Source organism: Fumia xinanensis, from assembly GCF_014384905.1.
GTDB classification, from domain to species: Bacteria; Bacillota; Clostridia; order Oscillospirales; family Ruminococcaceae; genus Fumia; species Fumia xinanensis.
In genome coordinates, this window is sequence record NZ_JACRSV010000004.1 from 1 (window position 1) to 24,231 (window position 24,231).

The 24,231-nt window shown below is 49.2% G+C and carries 23 protein-coding genes and 1 pseudogene; 11 read left to right on the forward strand and 13 right to left on the reverse strand.

Going from position 1 to position 24,231, the window contains the following annotated elements; all coding sequences use genetic code 11:
* Nucleotides 1-196: pseudogene (locus H8710_RS11155) on the forward strand (N-acetylmuramoyl-L-alanine amidase family protein); the annotation flags it as partial.
* 730 nt (nucleotides 197-926) lie between these two features.
* Here H8710_RS11155 and H8710_RS11160 read toward each other — a convergent pair.
* On the reverse strand, nucleotides 927-1,835 hold the full coding sequence (locus H8710_RS11160; RefSeq protein ID WP_249295728.1) for a sugar phosphate nucleotidyltransferase: 909 nt from the start codon (nucleotides 1,833-1,835) through the stop codon (nucleotides 927-929).
* Between the two features lie 581 nt (nucleotides 1,836-2,416).
* Here H8710_RS11160 and potA point away from each other — a divergent pair.
* The 4 genes from potA to H8710_RS11180 all read left to right on the forward strand — a co-directional run bounded on the left by potA (nucleotide 2,417) and on the right by H8710_RS11180 (nucleotide 6,661).
* Nucleotides 2,417-3,829, forward strand: a complete 1,413-nt coding sequence (potA, locus tag H8710_RS11165) for a spermidine/putrescine ABC transporter ATP-binding protein (protein WP_346727112.1) — start codon at nucleotides 2,417-2,419, stop codon at nucleotides 3,827-3,829.
* A gap of 37 nt (nucleotides 3,830-3,866) precedes the next feature.
* Nucleotides 3,867-4,640, forward strand: a complete 774-nt coding sequence (locus tag H8710_RS11170; protein ID WP_249296123.1) for an ABC transporter permease — start codon at nucleotides 3,867-3,869, stop codon at nucleotides 4,638-4,640.
* Nucleotides 4,641-4,750: 110 nt separating this feature from the next.
* A complete protein-coding gene (locus H8710_RS11175) occupies nucleotides 4,751-5,557 on the forward strand; it encodes an ABC transporter permease (protein ID WP_249295730.1) in 807 nt (268 codons plus the stop codon).
* Between the two features lie 33 nt (nucleotides 5,558-5,590).
* A complete protein-coding gene (locus H8710_RS11180) occupies nucleotides 5,591-6,661 on the forward strand; it encodes an ABC transporter substrate-binding protein (RefSeq protein WP_249295732.1) in 1,071 nt (356 codons plus the stop codon).
* 48 nt (nucleotides 6,662-6,709) lie between these two features.
* On the opposite strand, the gene H8710_RS11185 is transcribed toward H8710_RS11180, so the two are convergent.
* The 7 genes from H8710_RS11185 to H8710_RS11215 all read right to left on the reverse strand — a co-directional run bounded on the left by H8710_RS11185 (nucleotide 6,710) and on the right by H8710_RS11215 (nucleotide 14,370).
* Nucleotides 6,710-9,085 (reverse strand): endonuclease MutS2, encoded by a 2,376-nt coding sequence (locus tag H8710_RS11185; protein WP_249295735.1) that lies wholly within the window; start codon nucleotides 9,083-9,085, stop codon nucleotides 6,710-6,712.
* An 18-nt stretch (nucleotides 9,086-9,103) separates the two neighbouring features.
* Nucleotides 9,104-9,856 carry a DNA repair protein RecO gene (recO, locus tag H8710_RS11190; RefSeq protein WP_249295737.1) on the reverse strand — a complete coding sequence of 251 codons (753 nt, stop codon included), beginning with the start codon at nucleotides 9,854-9,856 and terminating at the stop codon, nucleotides 9,104-9,106.
* Nucleotides 9,857-10,100: 244 nt separating this feature from the next.
* On the reverse strand, nucleotides 10,101-10,997 hold the full coding sequence (gene era / locus H8710_RS11195) for a GTPase Era (protein ID WP_249295742.1): 897 nt from the start codon (nucleotides 10,995-10,997) through the stop codon (nucleotides 10,101-10,103).
* 15 nt (nucleotides 10,998-11,012) lie between these two features.
* Nucleotides 11,013-11,498: a diacylglycerol kinase family protein gene (locus tag H8710_RS11200; protein ID WP_249295744.1), complete on the reverse strand. Its 486-nt coding sequence runs from the start codon at nucleotides 11,496-11,498 to the stop codon at nucleotides 11,013-11,015.
* On the reverse strand, nucleotides 11,491-11,994 hold the full coding sequence (gene ybeY / locus H8710_RS11205; RefSeq protein WP_249295746.1) for an rRNA maturation RNase YbeY: 504 nt from the start codon (nucleotides 11,992-11,994) through the stop codon (nucleotides 11,491-11,493). The genes H8710_RS11200 and ybeY overlap by 8 nt, the downstream gene beginning before the upstream one ends.
* On the reverse strand, nucleotides 11,987-12,961 hold the full coding sequence (locus H8710_RS11210; RefSeq protein ID WP_249295748.1) for a PhoH family protein: 975 nt from the start codon (nucleotides 12,959-12,961) through the stop codon (nucleotides 11,987-11,989). Before H8710_RS11210 ends, ybeY begins: the two co-directional genes overlap by 8 nt.
* Nucleotides 12,962-13,182: 221 nt before the next feature.
* Complete coding sequence (locus H8710_RS11215; protein WP_249295750.1) at nucleotides 13,183-14,370, reverse strand: sporulation protein YqfD; 1,188 nt, start codon at nucleotides 14,368-14,370, stop codon at nucleotides 13,183-13,185.
* Nucleotides 14,371-14,599: 229 nt separating this feature from the next.
* Between H8710_RS11215 and H8710_RS11220 the strand changes: the two genes are divergently transcribed.
* The 6 genes from H8710_RS11220 to H8710_RS11245 all read left to right on the forward strand — a co-directional run bounded on the left by H8710_RS11220 (nucleotide 14,600) and on the right by H8710_RS11245 (nucleotide 18,747).
* Nucleotides 14,600-14,917 (forward strand): YabP/YqfC family sporulation protein, encoded by a 318-nt coding sequence (locus H8710_RS11220; RefSeq protein ID WP_249295752.1) that lies wholly within the window; start codon nucleotides 14,600-14,602, stop codon nucleotides 14,915-14,917.
* A gap of 19 nt (nucleotides 14,918-14,936) precedes the next feature.
* On the forward strand, nucleotides 14,937-16,052 hold the full coding sequence (locus H8710_RS11225; RefSeq protein WP_249295754.1) for a hypothetical protein: 1,116 nt from the start codon (nucleotides 14,937-14,939) through the stop codon (nucleotides 16,050-16,052).
* Nucleotides 16,053-16,075: 23 nt separating this feature from the next.
* A complete protein-coding gene (locus H8710_RS11230; protein ID WP_249295755.1) occupies nucleotides 16,076-16,294 on the forward strand; it encodes a hypothetical protein in 219 nt (72 codons plus the stop codon).
* Nucleotides 16,295-16,635: 341 nt separating this feature from the next.
* Nucleotides 16,636-17,595, forward strand: a complete 960-nt coding sequence (locus tag H8710_RS11235; protein ID WP_249295757.1) for an RluA family pseudouridine synthase — start codon at nucleotides 16,636-16,638, stop codon at nucleotides 17,593-17,595.
* Nucleotides 17,596-17,637: 42 nt separating this feature from the next.
* Nucleotides 17,638-17,928: a YlmC/YmxH family sporulation protein gene (locus tag H8710_RS11240; RefSeq protein WP_249295759.1), complete on the forward strand. Its 291-nt coding sequence runs from the start codon at nucleotides 17,638-17,640 to the stop codon at nucleotides 17,926-17,928.
* Between the two features lie 54 nt (nucleotides 17,929-17,982).
* Nucleotides 17,983-18,747 (forward strand): AAC(3) family N-acetyltransferase, encoded by a 765-nt coding sequence (locus tag H8710_RS11245; RefSeq protein WP_249295761.1) that lies wholly within the window; start codon nucleotides 17,983-17,985, stop codon nucleotides 18,745-18,747.
* Nucleotides 18,748-18,806: 59 nt separating this feature from the next.
* On the opposite strand, the gene H8710_RS11250 is transcribed toward H8710_RS11245, so the two are convergent.
* From H8710_RS11250 to H8710_RS11270, 5 genes are all read right to left on the reverse strand, one after another.
* Complete coding sequence (locus tag H8710_RS11250) at nucleotides 18,807-19,541, reverse strand: amino acid ABC transporter ATP-binding protein (protein WP_249295763.1); 735 nt, start codon at nucleotides 19,539-19,541, stop codon at nucleotides 18,807-18,809.
* Nucleotides 19,528-20,217 (reverse strand): amino acid ABC transporter permease, encoded by a 690-nt coding sequence (locus tag H8710_RS11255; RefSeq protein ID WP_249295765.1) that lies wholly within the window; start codon nucleotides 20,215-20,217, stop codon nucleotides 19,528-19,530. Before H8710_RS11255 ends, H8710_RS11250 begins: the two co-directional genes overlap by 14 nt.
* A 155-nt stretch (nucleotides 20,218-20,372) precedes the next feature.
* Nucleotides 20,373-21,218, reverse strand: a complete 846-nt coding sequence (locus H8710_RS11260; protein ID WP_249295767.1) for a transporter substrate-binding domain-containing protein — start codon at nucleotides 21,216-21,218, stop codon at nucleotides 20,373-20,375.
* A 267-nt stretch (nucleotides 21,219-21,485) separates the two neighbouring features.
* Nucleotides 21,486-23,672 carry an ABC transporter ATP-binding protein gene (locus tag H8710_RS11265; protein WP_249295770.1) on the reverse strand — a complete coding sequence of 729 codons (2,187 nt, stop codon included), beginning with the start codon at nucleotides 23,670-23,672 and terminating at the stop codon, nucleotides 21,486-21,488.
* A 36-nt stretch (nucleotides 23,673-23,708) separates the two neighbouring features.
* Complete coding sequence (locus tag H8710_RS11270) at nucleotides 23,709-24,194, reverse strand: DUF1854 domain-containing protein (RefSeq protein WP_249295772.1); 486 nt, start codon at nucleotides 24,192-24,194, stop codon at nucleotides 23,709-23,711.
* Between the last annotated feature and the right edge of the window lie 37 nt (nucleotides 24,195-24,231).

The following is a 24,231-nucleotide window of genomic DNA, read 5'->3' on the forward strand; positions in this document are numbered from 1 at the left end:
AGGCAACGGCGCTATGATGACCGGCTGGCTGCAGCAGGGAAATACCTGGTATTACCTGAAAGACAGCGGAGCCATGGCGACAGGCTGGAATTGGGTAAATGCTAAATGCTACTACTTTAACGCCAGCGGCAAAATGGCAGCAAACACCACCGTGGGCGGATACAAGGTAGACGCTTCCGGCGCGTGGGTGAAATAGCATACTCTCTATATCTCCATACTATACTTGTAACGTATTCTCCCAAAATTTCGTTACAGGCAACAGCTCTCATCTATGCAAATAGGTTGGGGGCTGTTGCTTTTTTGTGGAGAAGAAAGAGGAAACGGAAGGATTATCTGTAAAATTGAAAAGAGCATGTAATATTTTACATGCTCTTTTCAAGATATTGCTTAAATTCAGTGGGGTTGCTGACGCAACGGAGCACCGCGTCATAAGAAATTTGCCTTTCATTGATAAGCCGAGCCAAATCCATATTCATAGGCCGTATGCCGTCCTTAGCACCAATCTGCATGGTTAAGGTTGAAACATTTCAAAAGCCTTTTGATATGCGCTGTAAGTTGCTCCCGCATTGAAAATCAAGAAATTCCCTTTCAAATGATTCATAAAACCGATAATGAAGGCGGCCAAGATTTGGCTGAGATTATCGTTGTGTGAGCATCGCCGCCATAAATTTTCCGGCCTCTTCAGGATAACCGGAGAACTCAGATCTTAATCCCTATGCCGGCTGTTTCAAATACACGAAGCGGCAAAGCCATCTTCGTCAAAAGGACGTTAATAAAGACATCAGAATTTAATACTGCGTTTATGACACATAATTTGGACAAAAAATCAAAAACGATTGTAAAGTTTCAGATCAAAAGTTCTTGAAAAGCTTCCAGATTTTCAATCAGAAAACTATATTATTGCACCACAAACTGTGGTTCTATGATTAAAAACGATATATCGGGTCTAATTCTTGTAATTCGGATAGGGTATCTATCTCAACGATATCTCCTGGTTTGCATTCTCGTGCCTCAATATAAAATTCTTTATTGTAGACATCGAGGGGAACGTTGTCCCAGTAATTTTCTTTGCCGCCGGGAGACTGGTAAAGCAGGGGAAGGTACTTTTCCATTTTTTCGCCGTCTTCCTCGGTCCAGTATGTGATGTTGTACATCTGATAACAGTCGGTGCCGCCAATTTTCATTCCGGTGACCCGGCCGTTTTTCATAATCAGCCGCCAATCGTCGGTTTTATCCACATGCAAACCAATATAGCTGGCACAGTATTCGTATTTGCGAATGAGGTCGGGATTTTGCAAATAAAGATCGGAGTCTAAAACATAGGCATTGCGAAATAGGTTCCGAACCTTCATAGCGGATGAAATATTGTTGCTTTCCTTGTAATCCGGATTGTCAATCAGAACAATGTTAGGATATTTCTTTTTGAGAATATCAAATTGCTCTCCCAAGTATCCGCGGACGATGTAAATTTCCTCAATACCAGCACGGACAACAGCGTCCAGCATAGTTTCAATAATGGGTTTGCCATGGACACGGACAAGAGCCTTTGGGGTGTTGAGGGTAATGGGTACCAAACGGGAACCGAAGCCTGCCGCCATAAAGACGGCCCGTTTGACCCGATAGGGTTCCAGTTCGGTTAATCCTTCCTTTGTAATATAGACATTTTTAGTTTCAGGGATATCTATCCACTCTTGCTGGATAAGATGGGGAAGAAGCTTATTGACTGCACCGAGGGAAAGCCCGGAACCAGCCGCAATTTTTCGCTGACTCAGCTTTTCTCCATTATTTCTTTCAATAAAACAAAGAATTTCAAATTCTTTTTTGTTGATCGCCATAAATAGTTCATTCCTTCCTGATTTGGGGGCATACAGTTTTGACAAAAAATTTGTCATTCTGCCGACGGAAAAGACGTGTTTTATGTTAAAAGCCGATCTTGTCCATCAATGGCCAAAAGTGTTCACACGGTCATCATAACATGTTTTATTGAACAAATCAAGACGCAATTATAAATTTGATATTACAGCACAAAACCATTTTAACGGAGATTTTTCTTTGTCAAAATCAACAAAAGGCCTTGTTTTTATATCCTTTGATGAATTTAGGAGAAAAATAAAGAAATTTAAAGAATATAAAAGTAATTTTGGAATAAATGGGTATCGATTTCCAATATTGGCGGTGAATATGATGAAAATTCCGGAATTTTCGATTTATTTTTCCAAATCTATTGACTTTGTTGGGGTTTGGATATATAGTATATCTTGTTATTTTTGTGTCTACTGTCAATCATCGATTCGTATGTGTCACTGTAAGGCCTGTTCCGGGAGCGGTTAACAGGCGGAAAAGCCTTTTGCGGGCGGATGACTTCAAAAGAACCGGTGGGTACAGATGTACTAATTCCGCAAAGGGGGATGCAATAATGAGTCATATTATTGAGCTCAAAAACATTATTCTCAGTTACGACGGCGACAGAATCCTGGACAACGTTTCTCTTGACATTGAGGACGGGCAGTTCGTCACGCTTTTAGGGCCTTCCGGCTGCGGAAAGACGACGACACTGCGGGTCATTGGCGGATTCGTCTCTCCGGATGAGGGTGATGTTTTTTTAGATGGAAAAAAAATAAACGACCTGCCTCCTCATAAGAGGCCCATCAATACAGTGTTTCAGCGGTATGCGTTGTTTCCACATCTAAATGTATTTGACAACGTGGCCTTTGGCCTGAAAATTCAAAAGGTGCCCAAGTCGGAGATTAGGGAGCGAGTGCTCCGAATGCTCAGCATCGTCGATCTGAAGGGCTTTGAACGGCGCAGAGTCAGTAAGCTGTCCGGTGGACAGCAGCAGCGGGTCGCCATTGCGAGAGCGCTGGTCAACAATCCGAAAATCCTGCTTTTGGACGAGCCTCTGGGGGCTTTGGATCTAAAGCTTCGCAAGGATATGCAGATCGAACTGATGGAAATTCAGCAGAAGCTGAAAATTACCTTTATCTACGTTACCCACGACCAGGAAGAGGCGCTGACCATGAGCGATATGGTGGTGGTTATGAAAGACGGCGTCATCCAGCAGGCGGGAAAACCGGAGGATATCTACAACGAGCCGAAAAACGCCTTTGTCGCTGACTTTATCGGTGAAAGCAACATTTTTGATGCCACCATGGTGGAAGATTACAAGGTTACTTTCTGCGGCGAGACCTTCGAGTGCTTAGACGCCGGTTTTGGCACAAACAAACCGGTGGATGTGGTGTTGCGCCCCGAGGATATCACCTTGGTAGAAGCAGGCAAGGCCAAACTCACCGGTACGGTGCAAAATGTGGTATTTAAGGGCGTCCATTACGAGATGTCGGTTAACTGCGGCGGTTTGGACTGGCTGGTTCACTCAACCAAAATGCAGCCGGTTGGGACTACTGTAGGACTTGATTTTACTCCCGATGATATCCATATCATGAAGCGGCTCTTTGAGGGTGATACCAATATGCTGGAAGGGGAAGTCACCGGAGAGGATACCATAGAGTTTTTGGGCGTGTCCTTTACCCGGGAAAATCTCGGTTTGGAGGAGGGGACAAAGGTCAATTTGACCATTTCTCCCAAAGCCATCGAGGTTGTTTCCATCGACCACGCCGACATGAAGGTTTACCTAGAATCCTTGATTTACAAGGGCGATTATAACGAGCTGATCGTTTATACCTACGAGGGCGGCAAGAGCGTGATGCTTCACTCCTATCTCGACCAGCAGGTGGCTACTGATATCGGCATCAAATTCGACTTCGATAAAATTCTGGTCACCCCGGTGGAGAGCGTCTCGGACGCCGTGGAGGTGAGCGGCGGTGAAGAGTAAAAAATCTATTTTTGCGTCGGTGCCCTACCTTATCTGGATGGCGATTTTTATTTTGGTGCCTCTTGTTATGGTGCTGTTTTTTGCCTTTACTTCCAGAGACGGCGGATTTACTTTTGATAACATTTTAGGTATCGGGAAATACGCGCACGTTTTCCTAAAGTCTATCAACCTGTCCGTTGTTGCCACGCTGATTTGCCTTATATTGGCGTTTCCCATCTCCTATATGATGTCCCGTATGAGCGAGGTAGCCCAGCGGACCATGTTGATGCTATTGATGCTTCCCATGTGGATGAGCTTTCTATTGCGCACCTACGCTTGGATGACCCTTCTGGAAAAAGAGGGCCTCATTAACAAGTTTTTGGGGCTTTTCGGAATGGGGCCGTTTAACATGATAAACACCCAGGGGGCGGTAGTGCTGGGTATGGTGTATAACTTCCTGCCCTTTATGATTATGCCCCTTCATTCCATTATGGTGAAAATCGACAAGTCGGTGATTGAGGCGGCCCAGGACTTGGGCGCCAGCAGCTTCCATGTACTGCTGCGGGTGCTGATTCCGCTGAGTCTGCCCGGCATCATCACCGGCATCACCATGGTTTTTGTACCGTCGGTGTCCACCTTTATCATTTCGAGAATGTTGGGCGGCGGCAAGCATCTGCTCATCGGTGATTTGATTGAGCAGCAGTTTTTGGGGAGTGTCTACAACCCCAACGTAGGTTCTGCCATGTCGCTGATCCTGATGGTGATTATCCTCATTATCATGGGCATTATCAACCATTTCGACGACGAAGAAATGGAGGGGATGCTGGTTTGAAAGTAAACTTTCAAACCCGGTTTTGGGCCTTTGCCGCCAATAATAGGGCGGCAATTTTGCGGCAAAGCCGTCAAAAACGCCCAATTCCCAGAAAGGAGTGAACAGCGGTAATGAATAAAACTAAATTTGGTTCCAAGCTCTACATGGGGCTGATTTTTGCCTTTTTGTACGCGCCGATTCTGGTGCTCATCGTCTTTTCTTTCAACGAGTCCAAATCACGGGCGCTGTTTACCGGATTTACTTTTAAATGGTATCATCAGCTTTTTGAAAACGAGCTGATTATGTCGAGCCTATTTAACAGCCTGCTCATGGCGCTCTGTTCGTCGATTATTGCGACGATTATGGGGACGATGGCGGCTGTCGGCATCAGCAAAATGGGCAAAAGAAGCCGGGCTGCCATTATGAACGTCACCTATCTTCCGGTGCTCAATCCTGAAATCGTCACCGGTATCTCGATGATGCTGTTGTTTGTCTGGTTTAAAAACGTATTCCACATTCCGATGGGATTTGTGACGGTGCTCATCGCACATGTCACCTTCTGCCTGCCCTATGTGATATTAAACGTGCTGCCGAAACTCCGGCAGATGGACCAGAATCTTTTCGAGGCGGCGCTGGACCTGGGCTGTACGCCGATACAAGCCTTTTTCAAGGTGGTCATTGCCCAAATCATGCCGGGTATTCTGTCGGGCTTTATGATGGCCTTTACCTTTTCGCTGGACGATTTTGTCGTCACCTACTTTACGGCGGGCAACGGCTTTAAAATGCTGCCCACGACGATTTACGCCATGGTGCGGAAAAAGGTGAACCCCCAGATCAACGCCTTGTCTACGATTATCTTTTTGATTGTTTTAGCTCTGCTGATTATTATGAACGTTGTAGAAGCCAAACGGGCCAAAAAGGTGGAAAAACCTTTGTAACCCTGGTGAAATATATTTAAAGGAGATAGATAAATGAAAAAACTACTTGCTGTTTCACTGACAGCGGCCCTGATGCTGGGCACGATGACCATGACCGGATGCGGCGCAGGCGGAGAGGACAAACCGACTCTCAACGTTTACAACTGGGGCGAGTACATTTCTGATGGCACCGACGACACTTTGGATACCATCAAGGCGTTTGAGGAAAAGTTTAACGTCAATGTCCAGTACGACATGTTCTCTACCAATGAGGAAATGTACACAAAACTCAAGAGCGGCTCGGTCAGCTATGATGTAATCATTCCGTCCGATTACATGATTTCCCGCATGATCAAAGAAGACATGCTGGAAAAACTGGATATGTCGAATATCCCCAACACCCAGTACATCATGGAGAAATTTAAGGCTACCGATTATGACCCCACCGGCGAATACAGCGTTCCCTACACCTGGGGTACTGTGGGCCTCATCTACAACAACACCATGGTGGAAGAAACTCCGGATAGCTGGAATGCATTGTGGGATGAGCGGTACAAAGACAACATCCTGATGTTTCTGAATTCTCGCGACGCTTTCGGCATTGCCGAAAAGCTTCTGGGGTATTCTCAAAATACCACTGACGAAGGAGAAATCCGCGCGTCGGCGGACCTGCTCAAACAGCAGAAGGATGTGCTCCAGACCTATGTAATGGACGAGATTTTCGATAAAATGGAGATTGGCGAGGCGGCGGTGGCCCCCTATTACGCCGGCGACGCGGTGACGATGATCGCCGAGAACCCGGATTTGGGATTTGTCATTCCCAAAGAGGGAAGCAACGTCTTTATCGACGCTATGTGCATCCCCAAGGGAAGCCCCAACAAGGAACTGGCCGAAAAATTCATCAACTTTATGTGCGACACCGAAATCGGCGTGGCAAACATCGAGAAAATCTGCTACTCCACTCCGCTGACAAACGTCTACGACGCTCTTCCGGACGAAGTGAAGAACAATCCCATCATCTATCCTTCGGACGAAGTGCTTAGCAATTGCGAAAGCTTTGTAAACCTCCCCGATGAGACCAATCTTTTGATTCAGGATTTGTGGAACGAAATTATCGCGGAATAAGGAAAAGTTACGAAAAAACTCCCCCTCGCGTGAGGGGGAGTTTTTCTGCTATTTCAATTCGGCGATGGTGACGCCCGCTTCTCCTTCGCCGAAGACGCCTAGGCGGAAGGTGCGGATGCACTTATGCTGTTTTAAATGCTGCTGTACTGCGGCGCGGAGGGCGCCGGTGCCTTTTCCGTGGATAATGGTGATCTGATGGAGGTTTGACAGCACAGCATTGTCAATGAAGCCATCCAAATCCATCAGCGCTTCTTCCACTGTCATGCCCCGCAAATCGCATTCCGATTTGGCGTTTCTTTGAGCGGTGCCCCGGGAGGGCTTGATGGTAGAACCGCCGAATTTGACTTTCGGCTTTTTGTCCAGAAGCCGGAGATTCGATTGGTTCACCTTGGTTTTCATAATTCCCGCCTGCACCAGCACATTTCCCGCCTTGTCGGCGGCTTTAATGACGGTGCCTTCCTTGTCGATGTCAAAGATAAGAACTTCATCTCCGGGCTTCAGGGGGCGGGGCAGGGTATAGCTGATGTTTTCCCGCTTTGCGATGGGGTTTGCCGCGTCATGGATTTTGTCCAGTCGGTTTTTGAGCCCCGACCGGGCGGCCAAGGTTTTGGCGGAGAAATCCGCCTTGTCTTTCTGCCGGCGCAGCTCATTTAATTCGTCCATCAAGGCATCGGCTTGGGCCCGCACGTCGGAGACGATTTTCATGGCCTGATTTTTGGCCTTTTCCACCTCTTTTGCCTTTTCCGCGGAGAGGCGTTCCTTATGCTCCCGGACTTCCTGCCGGGTACGTTCGATCTCTCTGTTTTTCTCCTCCAGCTGGCGGGTCAGGGACTCGTATTCGTGGCGGGATTCCTCCAAGGTGTCGATAACGTCCTCAAACCGCTTGTTTTCGCTCTGGACGAGGGATTTTGCATGGTCGATGATGTCTTCCGAAAGCCCCAGCCGCTGAGAGATGGCGAAGGCGTTGGAGCGCCCGGGCACGCCGATCAAAAGCCGGTAGGTGGGACGGAGGCTTTCCACATCGAACTCGCAGCAGGCGTTTTCCACACCTTCGGTCTGCAAAGCGTACATTTTCAGTTCCGCGTAGTGGGTGGTGGCAGCGATTTTGGAGCCTTTGGCTTTCAATGTTTCGAGGATGGAGGTAGCGAGGGCCGCGCCTTCCACCGGGTCGGTGCCGGAGCCCAATTCGTCCACCAGGACGAGGGAACGGTAGTCGGCCTTGCCCAAGATAGAGATGATGTTTGTCATATGGGCCGAGAAGGTGGAGAGGGACTGTTCGATGCTCTGCTCGTCGCCGATGTCCACTAAAATTTCGTCAAAAACCGAAATAGTGGAGTTGTCGGCTACGGGAATCAACAGCCCGCACATGGTCATCAGAGTGAGAAGCCCCAGCGTTTTTAATGTGACGGTTTTACCGCCGGTATTGGGACCGGTGATGACGAGGCAGGAAAAATCCTCCCCCAGATACACGTCGATGGGGACGACCTTTTTGGGGTCGATGAGGGGGTGTCGTGCCTTCCTCAGATGGATGACGCCGTTGTCGACGATTTTCGGAGCCTGGGCGTTCATCCGGGAGGCCAGAGTGCTTTTGCAGAACAAAATATTCAGGTCGATGATTTCACGGAACAGAATGGAAATGTCCTCGCTGCAATCGGCGCAGTGGGCGGAGAGTTCCGCCAGAATCCGCTCGATTTCGGCCTGCTCTTTGGATTGTAGAACGCGGATTTCGTTGTTGGCTTCCACGACGCTTGCGGGCTCGATAAAATAAGTGGAGCCGCTGGCAGAGGTGTCGTGGACAAGGCCGCCCACCTCGTTTTTATACTCCGCTTTGACCGGGATGACAAACCGGCCGTCCCGGGTGGTGATGATGTTGTCCTGGAGGTATTTCTGGTAGGTGCTGGAGCGAATCATCTGCTCCATTTTGTCCCGGGCTTTTAGTTCCGTCTGCCGGATTTTGCGGCGGATGGCGGAAAGCTCTGGGGAGGCATTGTCGTCGATTTCCTCTTCGCTGACAATGGCGGAGGAGATTTCCCGCATAAGGGAGTTGTTTTGATAGATGGAAAAAAGCTGCTCGGTGATGGAGTTTTCTTCGTTAGGGAACTGGTTGGACCACTGGGCGAGCAGTTTTCCCTGTCGAAGGATCGCTTCGATGTTTAAAAGCTCCTTGGGGGAGAGTACGCCGCCCGCTTCGGCGATTTTGAGCCGTGCCGCCGGATTGCGCACCCGCACAAAGGAGGGAGTGCCAAAGCGGACGGTGAGCTGAAAGGCGTCGTTTGTCCGCTGCACTTCCCGCCGGACGTCGTCTATGTCGGTCATGGGCTCGATGGCCATGGCTGCGTCCCGCGCGTCGTCGCAGCAGGTGAGTTCCGCCAGCATGGACAGGATTTTGTCCAGTTCCAGCGTTTTACTGTATTTCTCGTTCATGGTAATTCCTCAATATGGTCAGATGGTTATACTTTTATAAAATTCCAGCGATTTAAATTTACCCCCCGCGTGGCAGAGAGTAAAAGCCTCGCTCACCGCCTCCAGCAGTTTTTCGCTGTCGGGGGTCAGCTGGAACGCAAAAAGCTGCCGGCTGTCCGCGTTAAGAATGTATTCCATGGCCTTACGGACGGCTGCCGGCAGGATGATTTTTAATTTGTCATAGGGATGCTTTTGCAGGCAATTACCGCAGATGACCCTGCCGTCCACCGGGAGAAAGTAAACCTCCTCCAGCCCCTCTTCGCCGCAGATACAGCAGTTATGAAGGTTGGGGGCAAATCCCGACAGGGAAAGCAGCCGCAGCTCATAAACCGGCTTTAAAAAGTTGGGTGTGCGCTTTCTTTTTTCCAGCAGGTAGAGGGTGTTGAGAAGCAGACGGAGGATTTCGCCGCCATTGTCCTCAGAAGGGAGGACAAAACGGGTGAGCTCACAGAAATAACCGGCTAAGGAAAGGTTTACAAGGTCTTCCCGCAGCCCGTAAAAGTTATTTTCCAAATCGGCGGAGTTTACTATGTAGCCGCTTTTGCCTTTAAAGAGGCAAAAGTCGTTGTATGCCAGCACTTCCGCCGCAGCCGAAAGCTTGGAGCGGGCACCCGATACGTTGCGGGCGATGGCGTCCACCAGGCCGAAATCAGAAGTGAGAAGGGTCAATCTTTTGTCCTGTGAACTGAGAGGCGTCTGTGCCAAAACGATTCCGTGGGTTTTGACTATCAAAGGTTTTTCCCTCCCCATAAGAAACGTTGGCCAGATTTTTGAAAAGGAGATAGTCCGAAACTTTACCGGTTTTTTCGAATTGCTGCCACGCGGAGCTTGCTTTCAGGTCATCCATGTTGTTTCCTCCCTCATCCCTGCTGTAATACGAATTTGTATTATCATTTTCTACGGTTTGAGGGAAAATATAGGTGGAAAAAGTTTGCAAGGTAAGGCTTTTTCCAGGTATTACCGGTTTCTCCCAACCTTATCCTTCGAATTTCAGGCCCAGAGAGCGGATGATGTTTTCGTTGTTGCGCCAGTCGTCCCGCACCTTGACCCAGCATTTCAGATTGATTTTGACATCTAAAAATTCTTCTAAATCGGCTCTCGCTTCCGACGCGATTTTTTTGAGCATGGAACCGCCCTTGCCGATGATCATGCCTTTGTGGCTGTCTTTTTCGCAGTAGATGTTGGCTTCAATGTCCAAAATACCGCCTTCTTCCCGTTCCCTCATTTTTTCGATGGAAACAGCGGTGCCGTGGGGAATTTCATCCCGCATATTGCGAAGAATTTTTTCCCGGATGACTTCGCCGGCGATGACCCGTTCCGGCTGATCGGTCAGGGTATCGTCGGGGAAGTAGTGGGGTCCTTCCGGCGTGTGGGCGGAGAGTTCCTCCATCACGGTGTCGAGGCCGCTTTTTTCGGTGACACTGATGGGGATGACCGCCTCAAAATCGTATAAATCCTGGAGTTCGCCGATGCGGACGAGAATGTCGTCCGGCTCCACCAGGTCGATTTTGTTGATGACGAGAAAAACGAGGAGCTTCCGCTGCTTGAAGGTCTCGATAAGCTTTAGCTCTTCCTCGTTCATTTTTCCTTTGGGTTCAACGACAAACAAGACTAAATCTACATCGCCGATGCTGTTGGTCACGACATTGTTCATATGGCCGCTGAGCTTTGTTTTGGCTTTGTGAAAGCCGGGGGTGTCGAGAAAAACCAGCTGCAACTCCCCTTCGGTGAGCACGCCGGTGATCCGGGTGCGGGTGGTCTGGGGCTTTGAAGAGACGATGGCGATTTTTTCGCCTAGGAGGGCGTTTAAGAGGGAAGATTTCCCTACGTTTGCTTTGCCGACGATGGCAACGAATGCGGATTTTGTATTCATATAAAATTCCTTTTCTTATTTTTGACGAAAGAGATGATTGCCCCAAAAGGCGAACAGAACCCCCGCTCCAGCGAGCAGGATGAAGGCGATCAGCAGATGGGGCGTCGTGAGGATGGCCCACAACGTGTCCGGAAGCTTCGGAAAGTGCAGAAACAGGCTCAGCCCGATGAGGATGGCGGTAACTGCCGCCACCAGAACCGCTCCTGCCGCTACGTCCTTACCGATTTTCGCCAAATTATGGTAGGATGGCATCTCTAAGTTGATGACCACTTCAATGCCGGTGTTGAACATCTCCGCCACGATGACGAAACCGATGGCGAAAAAGAGCATTCCGTACTCCACGGTCGAAAGTCCGTACACGAAAGAAAACGCAGCAATACATACTGCTGCGCTGATGTGGATGCGCATATTTCTCTCGTTTTTAACGCAGAAACGAATTCCCCGAAGGGCGTACAAAAAGCTTTTGAGCAGCGCGCGGCGCTGTTCTTCTAATTTATTCATTTTCGAGTACGTAGCTGGCTCCTCTGGGAATGCCCAGCATCGTCAGGACAGTTTCCTCTTTTTCCCGCATGCGCACGGCTTCTACGCCGCCGTTTTCGTGGTCATATCCCAGTAGGTGGAACATGGAGTGAACCGTCAAAAAGCCGATTTCCCGCTGGAGGCTGTGGCCATAAAAATCGGCCTGCTCCACTGCTTTCGGAAGCGAAATGACGATGTCACCCAGCAAAAGGGCGCCGGTTTCCTCATTGCGATCGTATTTGCCGTTCTCACCCAAGGGGAAAGACAATACGTCAGTGGGCATATCCTTGCTGCGGTATTTGGCGTTCAGTTCCTGGATTTCCTTATTGTCCACAAAGGAAACGGCAATTTCCGCGTCCTCGGTGAACTGTTCTTCTTTGAGAGCTGCATTGCAGCAGCGTCTGACCAGCAGACGAATCCCCGTGGGTATCTTAACCTCGTTCTGTCGATTGGAAATCACAACTTTAACCTTATTCATGGCGTCTGATTTTGCCCTCCTCATAATATTTGTCGTAAGCCTTTACGATGTCCTGGACAAGTTTATGCCGGACGACATCCTTGTCGGTAAACCGAACCATGCCGATGTCGTCGATATTTCTGAGCACTTTCATGGCTTCTAAAAGGCCTGATTTTTTGTTGTCCGGCAGGTCGATCTGGGTCACGTCGCCGGTGATAATGATTTTGGAACCGAAGCCCAGTCGGGTCAGAAACATCTTCATCTGTTCCCGGGTGGTGTTTTGAGCCTCGTCTAAGATGATGAAGGATTCGTCCAGTGTCCGTCCGCGCATGTAGGCGAGAGGCGCTACTTCGATGTTGCCCCGTTCCTGGTATTTTAAAAAGTTTTCCGCTCCCAGAAAATCAAAAAGGGCATCATATAGAGGGCGGAGATACGGATCTACCTTATTCTGCAGATCGCCGGGCAAAAAGCCCAGCTTTTCTCCCGCTTCCACCGCCGGGCGGGTGAGGATGATCCGCTCCACCGTTCCAGCGCGAAAGGCCTTGACGGCCATAGCAACAGCCAAATAGGTTTTGCCGGTACCAGCGGGACCGACGCCCAGGGTGATGGTGTTGTTTTGAATCAACTGGATATATTTTTTCTGTCCCACTGTTTTGGGGTAGACAGGTTTCCCCTTCTGGGTGATGCAGATGCAATCATTACCCAGTTCCTTAAGCTGTCCCGCTGCGCCCTCTTCGGTCATCGAAACGGCATAACGCACGTTTAGTTCGTCGATGTCCTTTCCACCGGCGATGAGGGTGAGAAGGCTTTCGATGGCCTTCTGGCAGCGGACGGTATCTTCCTCTTCTCCGAGGATTTTTACCTCTAGGTCGCGGATGACAATTTCTACGCCGTATTCTTTTTTGAGGACATACAGGTTCTTGTCGTAATTGCCGCAGAGCTGGGCCACCTGTTCTGCGTTTTGTAATGTGATTATTTTCTCAGCCAATCTTTCCTGTCCTTCCGTTAATCATTTTTTTCAATATTCCAATTTTCGACAGAATAACAGCTAATTTTTGTAGCTTAACTTAAATATTCTACAATTATTAGTATTATAACATAAAAATTGCGCTTTGTATCTATGCGAATTATACAAAATTTTTTAGTCCGATTGGGGCTTTCGATAATTGTTTCACCAATACAATTTTAGTTTACCCAAAATGCAGATATTTACGGATTTCGGGGAATGTCGGGGTCTACATCGGCCTGGATTTTTTGCGGGATGGCGATGTCTTCGAGGCACTGGTAATGGACTTCCGCTCGGAAGAGGTCGCCGTCCAGGGAAGCGGACACTTCTTTTGAAAGAATCTCGGCGTTCTTCAGCTCTTCCTGCTCATAGATTTCGATATTTTTTTCAATGAGCTCCAACGCCTGTTCTTCGGTAAAGTTGACAGGTTTTACCTCATAGAAAGAGATGGTCTCGGTTTCCAGCCCGATGGGCAGGGGAACGCCGAAAAACCGCAGGGTATCCATCTCTTTTTTGGAATCATGGGGCGCGTTGATGGATGTGGCGATAAAAAGAGGCAGTTTTTTTCCACAGATGTCGATACGGTAGCGTTTTTTCTCTTTTCCGGTATAGTTTTTTTCCTCCTGGTTTAGGGCAACGGAGAACTCCTTTGTAAAATTTGTTTGAGCTAAAATTTTCGCCGAGGCGTGATGGTAGGTGGTTTTGCCGTCGGCGCTTTCCACTACGCCGCTGACCAGAAGGTCCCCTTCATAGACCACATCTCCAAGTTTCACCATTTTTTGCCCGGAGTAGACTTCGGTTTCCGCGATCTGCGCGGTTTTGGAGGACACAATGTTGCAGGGCTCGTCGCCGGGGATGATAAAGGGCTTGGGCGACTCTTCGCTGAGTTCGATTTCCACCCGGCTGCCGATGCGGTTTAGGGAGAGAAAGGATAGAGTAGGGAGATCACCCAGCATGTCGAGTTCGATTTTCTCCAAGTCGGCCTTGGGAAGGAAAAGCCCTTTTTTGAGGCCGTATTTTTCCGCGGTGGCGAGAATGTGGGTGTCGGTGATCTGATCGTTTCCCGAAACGTCGATGGCCCACACGAAACATTGGAGAAACATCAATACCCCCACTGCTGCTGCCACGCCGATGAAAAGCCCCAACCGCTTGCGGTAGCGGTAGATGAGAAAGGGAATGCCGATTTTTTTTTCAATCCGCAGGCGGACGCCGACGCTTTTTCCCAAAGAGCTGGCCTGTTTGTATTCCCGGGGGGAGAGATAACCCCGGCAGGTGCTGCCGCTTTTCTCAAAATGCTTGACGTTGAGGCCGTTAGACCGGCAGAGGGATAAAAAGCGGCCCACCTCGTCGCCTTCCGCCTGAAAGAGAACTGTTCCAATCCATTTTAACATGATAGCTCTGCCATCCTCTCTATATCATCTGCAAAAGTCGTTTATTTTCTACTGGATGTATATGCGTTTGCGCCGATGAATATAAATAGAAAACAGGTTTCGATGGGTAGGATTTGGCGTGAAAAATATTTTTCCACGCCTGCTTTTGGGCCATTTCCGCAGAAACGGCGGTAAATCAGCCCAATTTCCGCAAGAAAGGAGGCCTTTGCTGCGCAAAGGCATGATGACAATGAATAAAAAGCTTCCCCGCAACCGTCATGACGACGGCACAAAGTTTACTCCATCCCCCAAAAAGAAAAAATCTCTGTTTGACGCGTTTAAAGAACCGGTGGTACAGCTGGTTCTGGAGCCGCAGCTTCAGATTACCGGCAACAGCGAGCTTTATATCGAAGGGTGCAAGGCCATTCTCGAATATGACGATATGATGGTAAAACTGGTGGTCGGCAAAAAGGAACTGCTGATTACCGGCAAGGACCTTTCGGTATCCGGCTATACCGAATCTTCCATTACCGTCAAGGGTGCGTTTCAGACGCTGGAATGGAATTAGCAAGGGAGGGCCTCATAGAATGAAGGCGATCAGTTGTGTCATTAAAAAGAAGGACTATATTAAGCTGAGTCTCATGGCTTTTGGTATCCTTTTGGCAGGGGTTCTGGTGCTAAAGCGCGCAGATTTGGCGGTTCAAGGGGTATCGAGGGGACTGGACATCTGTCTTCATACCGTCATTCCGTCCCTTTTTATGTTTATGGTCATCGCGGAGTTTTTATCGCTCACCGATTTGTCGGAAGTGCTGTTTTTCCCGCTGCGGTTTATTTCCTGGGCCTTCCGGGTGCCGGGAGAGACGGTGTCGGTCTTTGTTTTGAGCTTACTCGGCGGGTATCCCACTGGTGCCCAGATGATTGCCAATCTGGTGCGGCAGAAAAAAATCTCGCCGGAGACGGGAGAGACCCTTCTGTGCAGTTCGGTGAACTGTTCGCCGTCGTTTTTAATCGGGGCGGTGGGAATCGCGCTGTTTAACAGCGTCCAGCTGGGCATGATGATGTACGTTTGTCAGGTTCTGGCGGCCCTGCTCACCGGCGTAGCCGCCGGTTTGATCGGACGGAAACGGGGCGGGGATTACTCTTGGCACGAAGCGCCCGAAACCGACGAGGAGGACGAGGAAAAGGTTTCCTACGTGCAGACTTTTGTGACGGCGGTAGTGAACGCCGGGAAGGCAATGTTCATCATCTGCTGTTTTGTGGTATTATTCTCAGTGGTGTTCGTATTTCTGTCCCAAGTGCCCGAAGGGGAATTTTTGGCGGGGCTTTTGGAAGTTTCGGTTGGATGCACCTCCCTGGTGGGGAGAGGCTTCCTGGAAACCTTGATTTTATCCACCGTCTACACCGCTTTCGGAGGAATCTGCGTCTGGATGCAGGTGGCCTGCTTTTTGCGGAAAACCGGCGTGGGGATGAAAAAATTCGTGTGGTTTCGGTGTTTCTACGTCTTTTTGAGCCTGCTGTTCACCCTATTGGGGGCGCGGCTGTTCGCCATTTCCGCCGAAACCTTTTCCACCAGCGCACAGATGGTGCCGAAAAACGGCTCGGTTTCCATGACGGCGGCGGTTTTTCTCGTCATTCTCTGCGTCATGCTCTTGATTACCGAAAAAGGATATGATAAAATAAAGAAAAATCGGGCGGGCCGGTAGCCTCCCGCGGAAAAGAGCTGAGTGTGATCAAATCCCTGTTATTTGGAAAAAATATTGACCCCGCCTGCGAATACTGTGAGTGGGGGCGGCCCAGCCAGGATGGAAAAATGATTCTTTGCCGCCATAACGGAGTGGTAGCGCCCTATTTTTCCTGCCGGCGGTTCAAATACGCGCCTTTAAAGCGCAAGCCCAAGCCGGTTCCGGTTCTGCCGGATTATAACCCGGAGGATTTTAAACTATAAAAAATAGTCCATTGGAATAGCTATGGTTTATTTTTTGTTGCTCCACGACGGTTTTGCTAAAGCAACACCTGCTTCGCAATAAAAAATAGTATTGTTGCGGGCATAAAATGCCCGCAATATGCCTGACGAATCAGGCATATGCAATCTGTATTACGGATTGCAACTATTTTTTAAAAATTTGCTTTTTCAAAAGGCAAATGTCTTTTGAACCCATCTTTGATGGATTTCCCGCATAAAATGCGGGAAAAGGAAAGCAAATTATAGAATATACATATTGTCATAAAAGCGGCCCCGAAACCGGATTGACCGGTCGGGCCGCTTGCCGTTGGGAGGGAACAGCCTTGAAAGAATTTGTCATCAATCAAAACGACGCGGGCCAGCGGCTGGACAAGTTCCTGTCAAAGGCGGTAAGGCTTCTTCCTAAGAATCTGATGTATAAATACCTGCGTCTCAAGCGGATCAAGGTCAACGGCAAACGCAGTGAAATCAGCTATCGGCTCCAGGAGGGGGACAAGGTATCCCTCTACATCAACGACGAGTTTTTCGGCTCCGATAAGCCGCTGTTTTTATCGGCCAAGCCGGACATCAACGTGGTCTACGAGGACGAAAACATCCTGTTGGCGGACAAGCCCCAGGGCCTCATTGTCCACGAGGACGAGGGGGAGGATGTGGACACCCTCATCAACCGGGTACAGCACTATCTTTACCTCAAGGGCGAATACCGCCCCGAAGAAGAGCTTTCCTTTGCGCCTGCCCTCTGCAACCGCATCGACCGCAATACCGGCGGAATTGTCATTATCGCTAAAAACGCCGCAGCCTTGCGGACACTCAATGAAAAAATCAAGGGGAGGGAACTGAGAAAGTTTTACCTTTGCTTGGTGAAGGGAGTACCACGGCTCGAGGAGGCGACTCTCACCCACTATCACCGGAAAAACGAAAAGGAAAATTTGGCCGAGATTTTTGAAAGGCCCCGCCGGGATACCAAGACGATGGTTACTAAGTATCATGTTTTGCAGACAAACGGCCGGTATTCCCTTTTGGAAGTGGAACTGATGACCGGGCGGTTCCATCAAATCCGTGCTCATATGGCCCATATCGGCTGCCCGCTGGTGGGGGACGGCAAGTACGCTTCCAACTGGAAGGAAAAGAAATTGGGATTTTCCTATCAGGCCCTCTATTCCTACAAGCTTCAGTTTGCCTTCCAGGAAGAATGTATGCTCTCTTACCTCAACGGCAAAACTTTTCAGGTGGAGCGGGTTTGGTTTGCGGAAAATGGCATACCGGGCGTTTTAAGTGAATAGAATATACAGGAAAAGAATTTTTAATGACGGGAGGTGCCGGAAATGACCGCAAAACTCTGCGACTTGCAGCGGAAGGAACTGGTAAACGTAAAGGACGGCACCAAAATCGGCTATGTGGACGACGCCATCATCGATATTGACACGGCGACGGTCAAGTCTCTGGTAGTTTACGGGAGACTCAAGTTTTTCGGGCTGTTGGGGCGGCAGCCGGACATCATTATCCCTTGGTGCGATATTCAGATCATCGGGGAGGACACCATTTTGGTCACTGCTGACCAGCTTCCCAAAGAGGCGGTACATAAAAACAAATGGAAAGAGCTATTCGGGGAATAGAGAATATAAGCCGTCCGTGAGAGTAACGGGCGGCTTTTGAACAGGAGGAATTATATGAAGGACAAGCTAATAGACGATTTGAAGGCGCTTGGACTCGGGCGGGGAGACGTCGTATTTACCCACTCGTCCCTTTCCGCCCTGGGCTGGGTGGAAGGGGGGCCGCAAACGGTCATTGACGCCATGAAGGAATCGGTTTCCAGGGAAGGGACACTGCTGTTTCCGGCCTTTACCTTTGATGTTTCGGTGAAACCGCCCTACTTTTTTTCTTATCGTGATTCCCGGTGCTGCGTGGGGGCGATTCCAGAGTTTTTTAGGACCTTGCCGGACACGATCCGCAGCGTCCATCCGTCCCATTCGGTTTCTGCGTGGGGAAAAGAGGCGGTTTCGCTCACGAAGGATCACATCTTCGACCGAACGCCCTGCGGAGAGCATTCGCCTCTACGGCTTCTGCCTCAGGTGGGCGGGAAAATCCTGATGCTGGGCTGCGGATGGTCCCCCAATACCTCGATGCATGGGGTGGAGGAATTGGCGGGAGCCCCCTACTGTCTTACGCCTTATGAAGTGGAGTACAATATTGAGCTGCAAAACGGGGAACGGGTCACCGCTCGGCACAGGCAGCATCATTTCGGCCGAAAGTGGATTCAGCGGTACGACCGGCTGGAAGAAATTTTACCAGAGAAATTTATGCGGAGGGGAAAAGTGCTGGAAGCGGACGCGTTTTTGCTGGACGCAAAAGGCGTTTGGGATACGGCTTTGCGTGTAATGCAGGAAGCCCCATACTATTTTGTGGACCGGGACCCCAGAAACGAAGAGAATTAAACGGATTGTATAGAAAAGCCCCGTATCGGCGTATATTGCCGTTACGGGGCTTTTCTCTTTTAAAGAACTTTGGAAAGAAAGTCTTTGGTGCGCTGGTTTTTGGGGTTTGCAAAGAATTCAGCGGGGGGTGCTTCTTCCAACACCAAACCGCCGTCCATAAAGAGCACCCGGGTGCCCACTTCTTTGGCAAAACCCATTTCGTGAGTGACCACTACCATGGTCATGCCGTCTTGGGCCAGTTCTTTCATTACTTCCAGCACTTCGCCGACCATTTCGGGGTCCAAGGCGGAGGTGGGCTCGTCGAAGAGCATCACGTCCGGGTTCATGGCAAGAGCACGGACGATGGCGATGCGCTGTTTCTGTCCGCCGGAAATGGTGGCAGGGTAGACGTCTGCTTTGTCGGACAGACCGATTCGTTCGAGCAGACGCATGGCGTTTTCACGGGCTTCGTCCTTGGATTGAAGCTTTAGCTGCACGGGGGCGAGCATAATGTTTTCCAACACCGTCAGGTGGGGGAACAGGTTAAAATGCTGGAACACCATTCCCATTTTTTGCCGGAGCGCGTTGACATTGCACTTGGGATCGTTTATCAGAGTGTCCTCAAACCACACTTCTCCGGAGGTGGGCTGCTCCAGCAGGTTCAAACAGCGGAGAAAGGTGCTTTTTCCCGAACCGGAAGGGCCGATGACGACGACCTTTTCCCCTTTTTTGATGGTTTGGTTGATGCCGTTGAGCACCTGAATTTCCCCATTCTGGGTGTGGAAGCTTTTCTTTAGGTCTTTAACGCATATCACTCTTACGCAGCCTCCTTTCCAATCTGCCCAACAGGGTGGTCAGGCCGATAACAATGACAAGGTAAATAGCAGCGACCATCAGCAGCGGAATATAGGGGGATTGGGTCTGACTGCGGATGACGTCGCCCGCTTTGGAAAGATCCTGGATGCCGATGAAGCCGGCGACGGAAGTTTCCTTGATGAGGGTAATAAATTCGTTTCCCAAAGCGGGAAGAATGTTTTTAAACGCCTGGGGCAGGATGATTTTAACCATGGTTGTTTTTTTGCTAAGGCCGAGGGAACGTCCGGCTTCCATCTGTCCCCTGTCCACCGACATGATGCCGGCGCGGACGATTTCCGCCACATAAGCGCCGGAATTGATGCCGAAGGCAATGATGGCAACAAAAACTTTGGACACCTGAGGGGCCGTTATGACGATGTAATACATGATGAAAAGCTGAACTACCATAGGAGTTCCGCGAACCACAGTCAAATAAAGGCTGGCGAACCAGTCGAGTGGCTTCATTTTCTTGTTGTCCGGAGCCATGACTTTGATCAACGCCAGAAGAATGCCGATAACCAGGCCGATTATGGCGGCGAATACAGTGATTTCCAGCGTCAGGCCCAGTCCCTTGACGATGTACATGTACCGGTCGCCTTCAATGAGGTTTTGCTGAATCTGCTCCCATAAACTCATTTTTTCTTTCATCCCTTTCCAAAGCAGGCGCTATCTGAGGAGTTGTTCCTCCATTTTAGCCTGCTGTATCTATTTTTTATCCAGCCGAGAAAACAAAAGTATGGGGATGCAGATTTTCTGCATCCCCATCAAACGATTCATTTAATGGAAAGACGTTATTCAGCATCAATATACTTGCTGCAGATTTCGTCCAGTTCGCCGCTGTCTTTCAGTTCCTTAATGACGGAATTGACGAGATCCAGCATTTCTTTGTCCCCTTTGGGAACGGCCAGGCAGTACTCCTCGACGGTGAGAGCATCATCCAGCTTGATGACTTTTTCAGCGTTGTTTGCAACCAGTTTCTGAGCGGGGAAATCGTCGATGACGACGGCGTCCAGGCTGCCCCGGACCAGGTCGGAAACGGCGTCAACGCCTTTGTTCAGACGAGAAACTTCCGCTCCTTCCACATTTTCGGTGCAGTAGGTGTCGCCGGTAGTTCCCAACTGTACGCCGATCTTTTTGCCTTTGAGATCGTCAGGACCTTTGATGTCGCTGTCTTTCAATACGATGATGGACTGGGAAGCATTAAAGTATGGATCGGAAAAATCGATATTTTTCGCTTTGTCCTCGGTGTAGCTCATACCGGCCGCAACGAAGTTGCATTTGCCGCTTTGGAGCTCCATGGGGAGGGAGTCGAAAGAAGTGTTATTGATTTTCAGTTCTACGCCCAATTTGTCGGCGATTTTCTGAGAAATTTCAATGTCGATGCCTTTGAATTCCTGGCCTTCCATAAACTCAAAAGGTTCGAATTCCGCATTGGTGGACATCGTGATGTAACCCTGCTCCTTGATGATATCAATGGAGGTTTTGCCCTCGGTATTGGAGGATTCGGACACGCTGGAATCAGAACCGTTGCCATCCGTGCTGGAATCGCTGGAAGAGCCGCCGTTGTTTCCGCAGGAAGACATTGCGAGAGCTGTCATAGCAGCTAAAGCCAGGCAAAGGATTTTTTTGATTTTCATTGTAAAAACAACCTTTCTGTCTCAGCAACTTCTGTGAGGAGTTGCTGTTTTTATTTTGTTGATATCAATACTTTACCACAGGGGTTTTGCAATTGCAAGGGAAAAAATTAATAAAATGCAGATTATGTGAAAGTTTATGCAAAATAGACAGGATAGGTCATGTGAATTAAAGAAAATTGTCTGATATTATGCAATTAATATGCATAATATCAGACAAATATTCAATAATATACATTTATATACATAAATTATGTATATTCATTATATCTAAGCCGGCTCTTTGCTAAGCTTGGAGGTCTGACGCTGGGCCATAACCAAATTATAGTATACCGATTTGTGCCGTAACAGCTCCTCGTGGGTACCCATTTCGACAATGCGTCCTCCGTCGAGAACGATGAGGCGGTCGGCATTCCTGAGGGTGGACAGGCGATGGGCAATAGCAAAGGTGGTGCGGTCACGAGTCAAGTTTTTGAGGGCTTCTTGAATCATCTTCTCGGTTTCAGTGTCCAAAGATGCCGTAGCCTCGTCGAGTATCAGGATTTTCGGGTCACGGAGAATAGCTCTGGCGATGGCAATGCGCTGTTTTTCACCCCCGGAGAGTTTGTAGCCTCGGCTGCCGATGTACTCCTGATAACCGTCGGGCATCTTGCAGATGAAATCGTGGGCGTTGGCGATTTTAGCCGCCTGTACGACCTCTTCCATGGTGGCGTCCGGCTTGGCGTAGATGAGATTGTCCCAGACGGTGCCGTCAAAGAGATAAGTTTCCTGCAGCACGACGCCGATTTGGCTTCTCAGTGAGTGCTGGGAGATGTCCCGAATGTCGGTGCCGTCAATGAGAATCTGACCGTTGCTCACGTCGTAGAGCCGCATAATTAAGTTGATCATAGTGGATTTTCCCACGCCGGAAGGACCTACAATCCCGATCATTTCCCCTTTTTTAACCGAAAAGTTAATGTCTTTGAGAACGGGATTATAGACCTTGTAGCCGAAGTGGACATGCTCAAAGGCCACATTACCTTCGATTTCCTTGTCAATGGCATTTCCCCGGTCTAGGACATCCTCTTTTTCATCGATGATCTCAAAGATTTTTCCGGCGCTGATCGCGGTCTGGGCAAGCTGTCGGGGAAGCTGCATCAGCCAGTTTAACGGGGCGTACAGAAGTCCGATGCAGGAGAGAAAGGTGACCATTTTGCCAAAGGACAGCACGCCGCTCAGCACATCGTTTCCTCCGAAATAAAGGTAGAAGTATTCGCCCAGCGTCACCACAAAGGTGGAGACGGGAAACATGACGAACCAGTAAAAATTTGCCACATACATACTGTGGGCGAATTTTTCCGAGCAGCCTGAATAATGCTTGATTTCCCGTTTCTCGGATCCGAATACCTTGACTGCCATAATGCCGCTCAGGATGTCGTAGAGTACCGATTCCATCTTACTGAACAATTTCCAGTTGATACGGAAAGGGTGGTTCATCCGTTTAAAGATAAACCTACTGAAAAAGAATCCGGCGATGATGGGCAAAACGATCCAGCAGGTGAGCTTCCAGTTCATCCAAAACATGACGGCTAAAATTACCGAGACGGAAAATACCCGGACGACCGCCTCTTTGCCGTGGTAGGAAACAAAGTCCTGCACTTTTTCGGTGTCGTTGGCGATGCGCTTGATTTGTTCACCGGTAGGACGCTTGAGAGCGTTTTTCATCGACTGGTTCTGGATTCGTTCAAAGAGAATCCCTCTCAGGTCGCGGCCCACCTGCGCAGCGGTATATGAGGAGCAGCGCTCGTTTATGTATTCCAAACCGAAGAGCAAAAGCGGGATAATCAGGTAGCCGCCCATCATTAGGAGAAGCCCTGTGAAATCCTGACTGCCCGAAGTGACGTAGTTGTCTACCACCAGGCCCTTCATGTAGGTAAATACCACCCAGAGGAGCTGGATAATCAAAGTCGCCACTAACGCAGTAAGCAGTGTTGCCTTGTATCGGAGAGATAGTTTGACGATCCGCCAGAGGTATTTGCCCTTGGGAGCGCAGTGGAAACAGATATTGGTTTGTTCCGGTATGACGAGGCCGCATTTGGGACAGGTTTTCACCGGTTCTTCGTCGTCCGGAGCCGGGAAGACACCGGTTTCCCTGTGGTATTCCAGCATTTTGGCCAAGTCAGCAAACACGGGCAGTAGGTCTTGAGTGAAAATACAAAGCTGTTCGGTTTTTTCTTTTAATACGATTTGCAGTGCGCCGCTGCCTACCATCTGCACCACTTTAAACTCATTGATATTTTGTAGGGGGATGCGTTTGACAGCGATTTCGTCCCGGAAAAGAATTAGTTCCTCGTCGGAGATGGCCACAGAACCGCTTGTCGGCATGCCGTGGACGTTCAGGTTGTAGTCCAGGCTGTATTGCAGCGTTTGTCCCAAGATTTGTTCCATTTTCTGATGGCTCGGGGACATTAAGTGCATGAAACTGCACCTCCTTTTTATGACGATCCCGGGAGATTACAGGTAGAGCTCGATGATCCGCCTGGTTTTCTTTTCCAAACCTTCCAGGCCGTTCAGATAGTATCGGTTGCCCTGCACGTCGATAATCGTGATATAGTCTTCCTTGATTTGACGCACATTGGTGGAAGCGTCGGCGATGCAGATAGTCTTATCCCCCATGAGGGTGTGGATATCCATGTAAACATAGCCGAGTTTTTCCTCTACCTTATCGACTTTTTGAATCTGCGGGATGAAGTATTTATAGCTGAGATAGTCGTTTAGTAATTTTTGCTGGTCTGCTGGCAGGGAGCTTAATTTCTCGATGATGCCGATTTCCTCTTTGTCCACTCGGACGGCGATATATTCGTCTTTGGCGCGGAAGGGAAAAAGCCGGATAAGCTGTACCGGTGCATAGTCCTTTCCCTCATAACGGAGGGAAACAATGCCGTTTTCATCCAGCGAGAAAAAGAGCTCCGCTGGATCCAGCAAATGAATGTCGTTCATGAAACCATTCCTTTCTGATGTTTTGATAAGAGAGGCA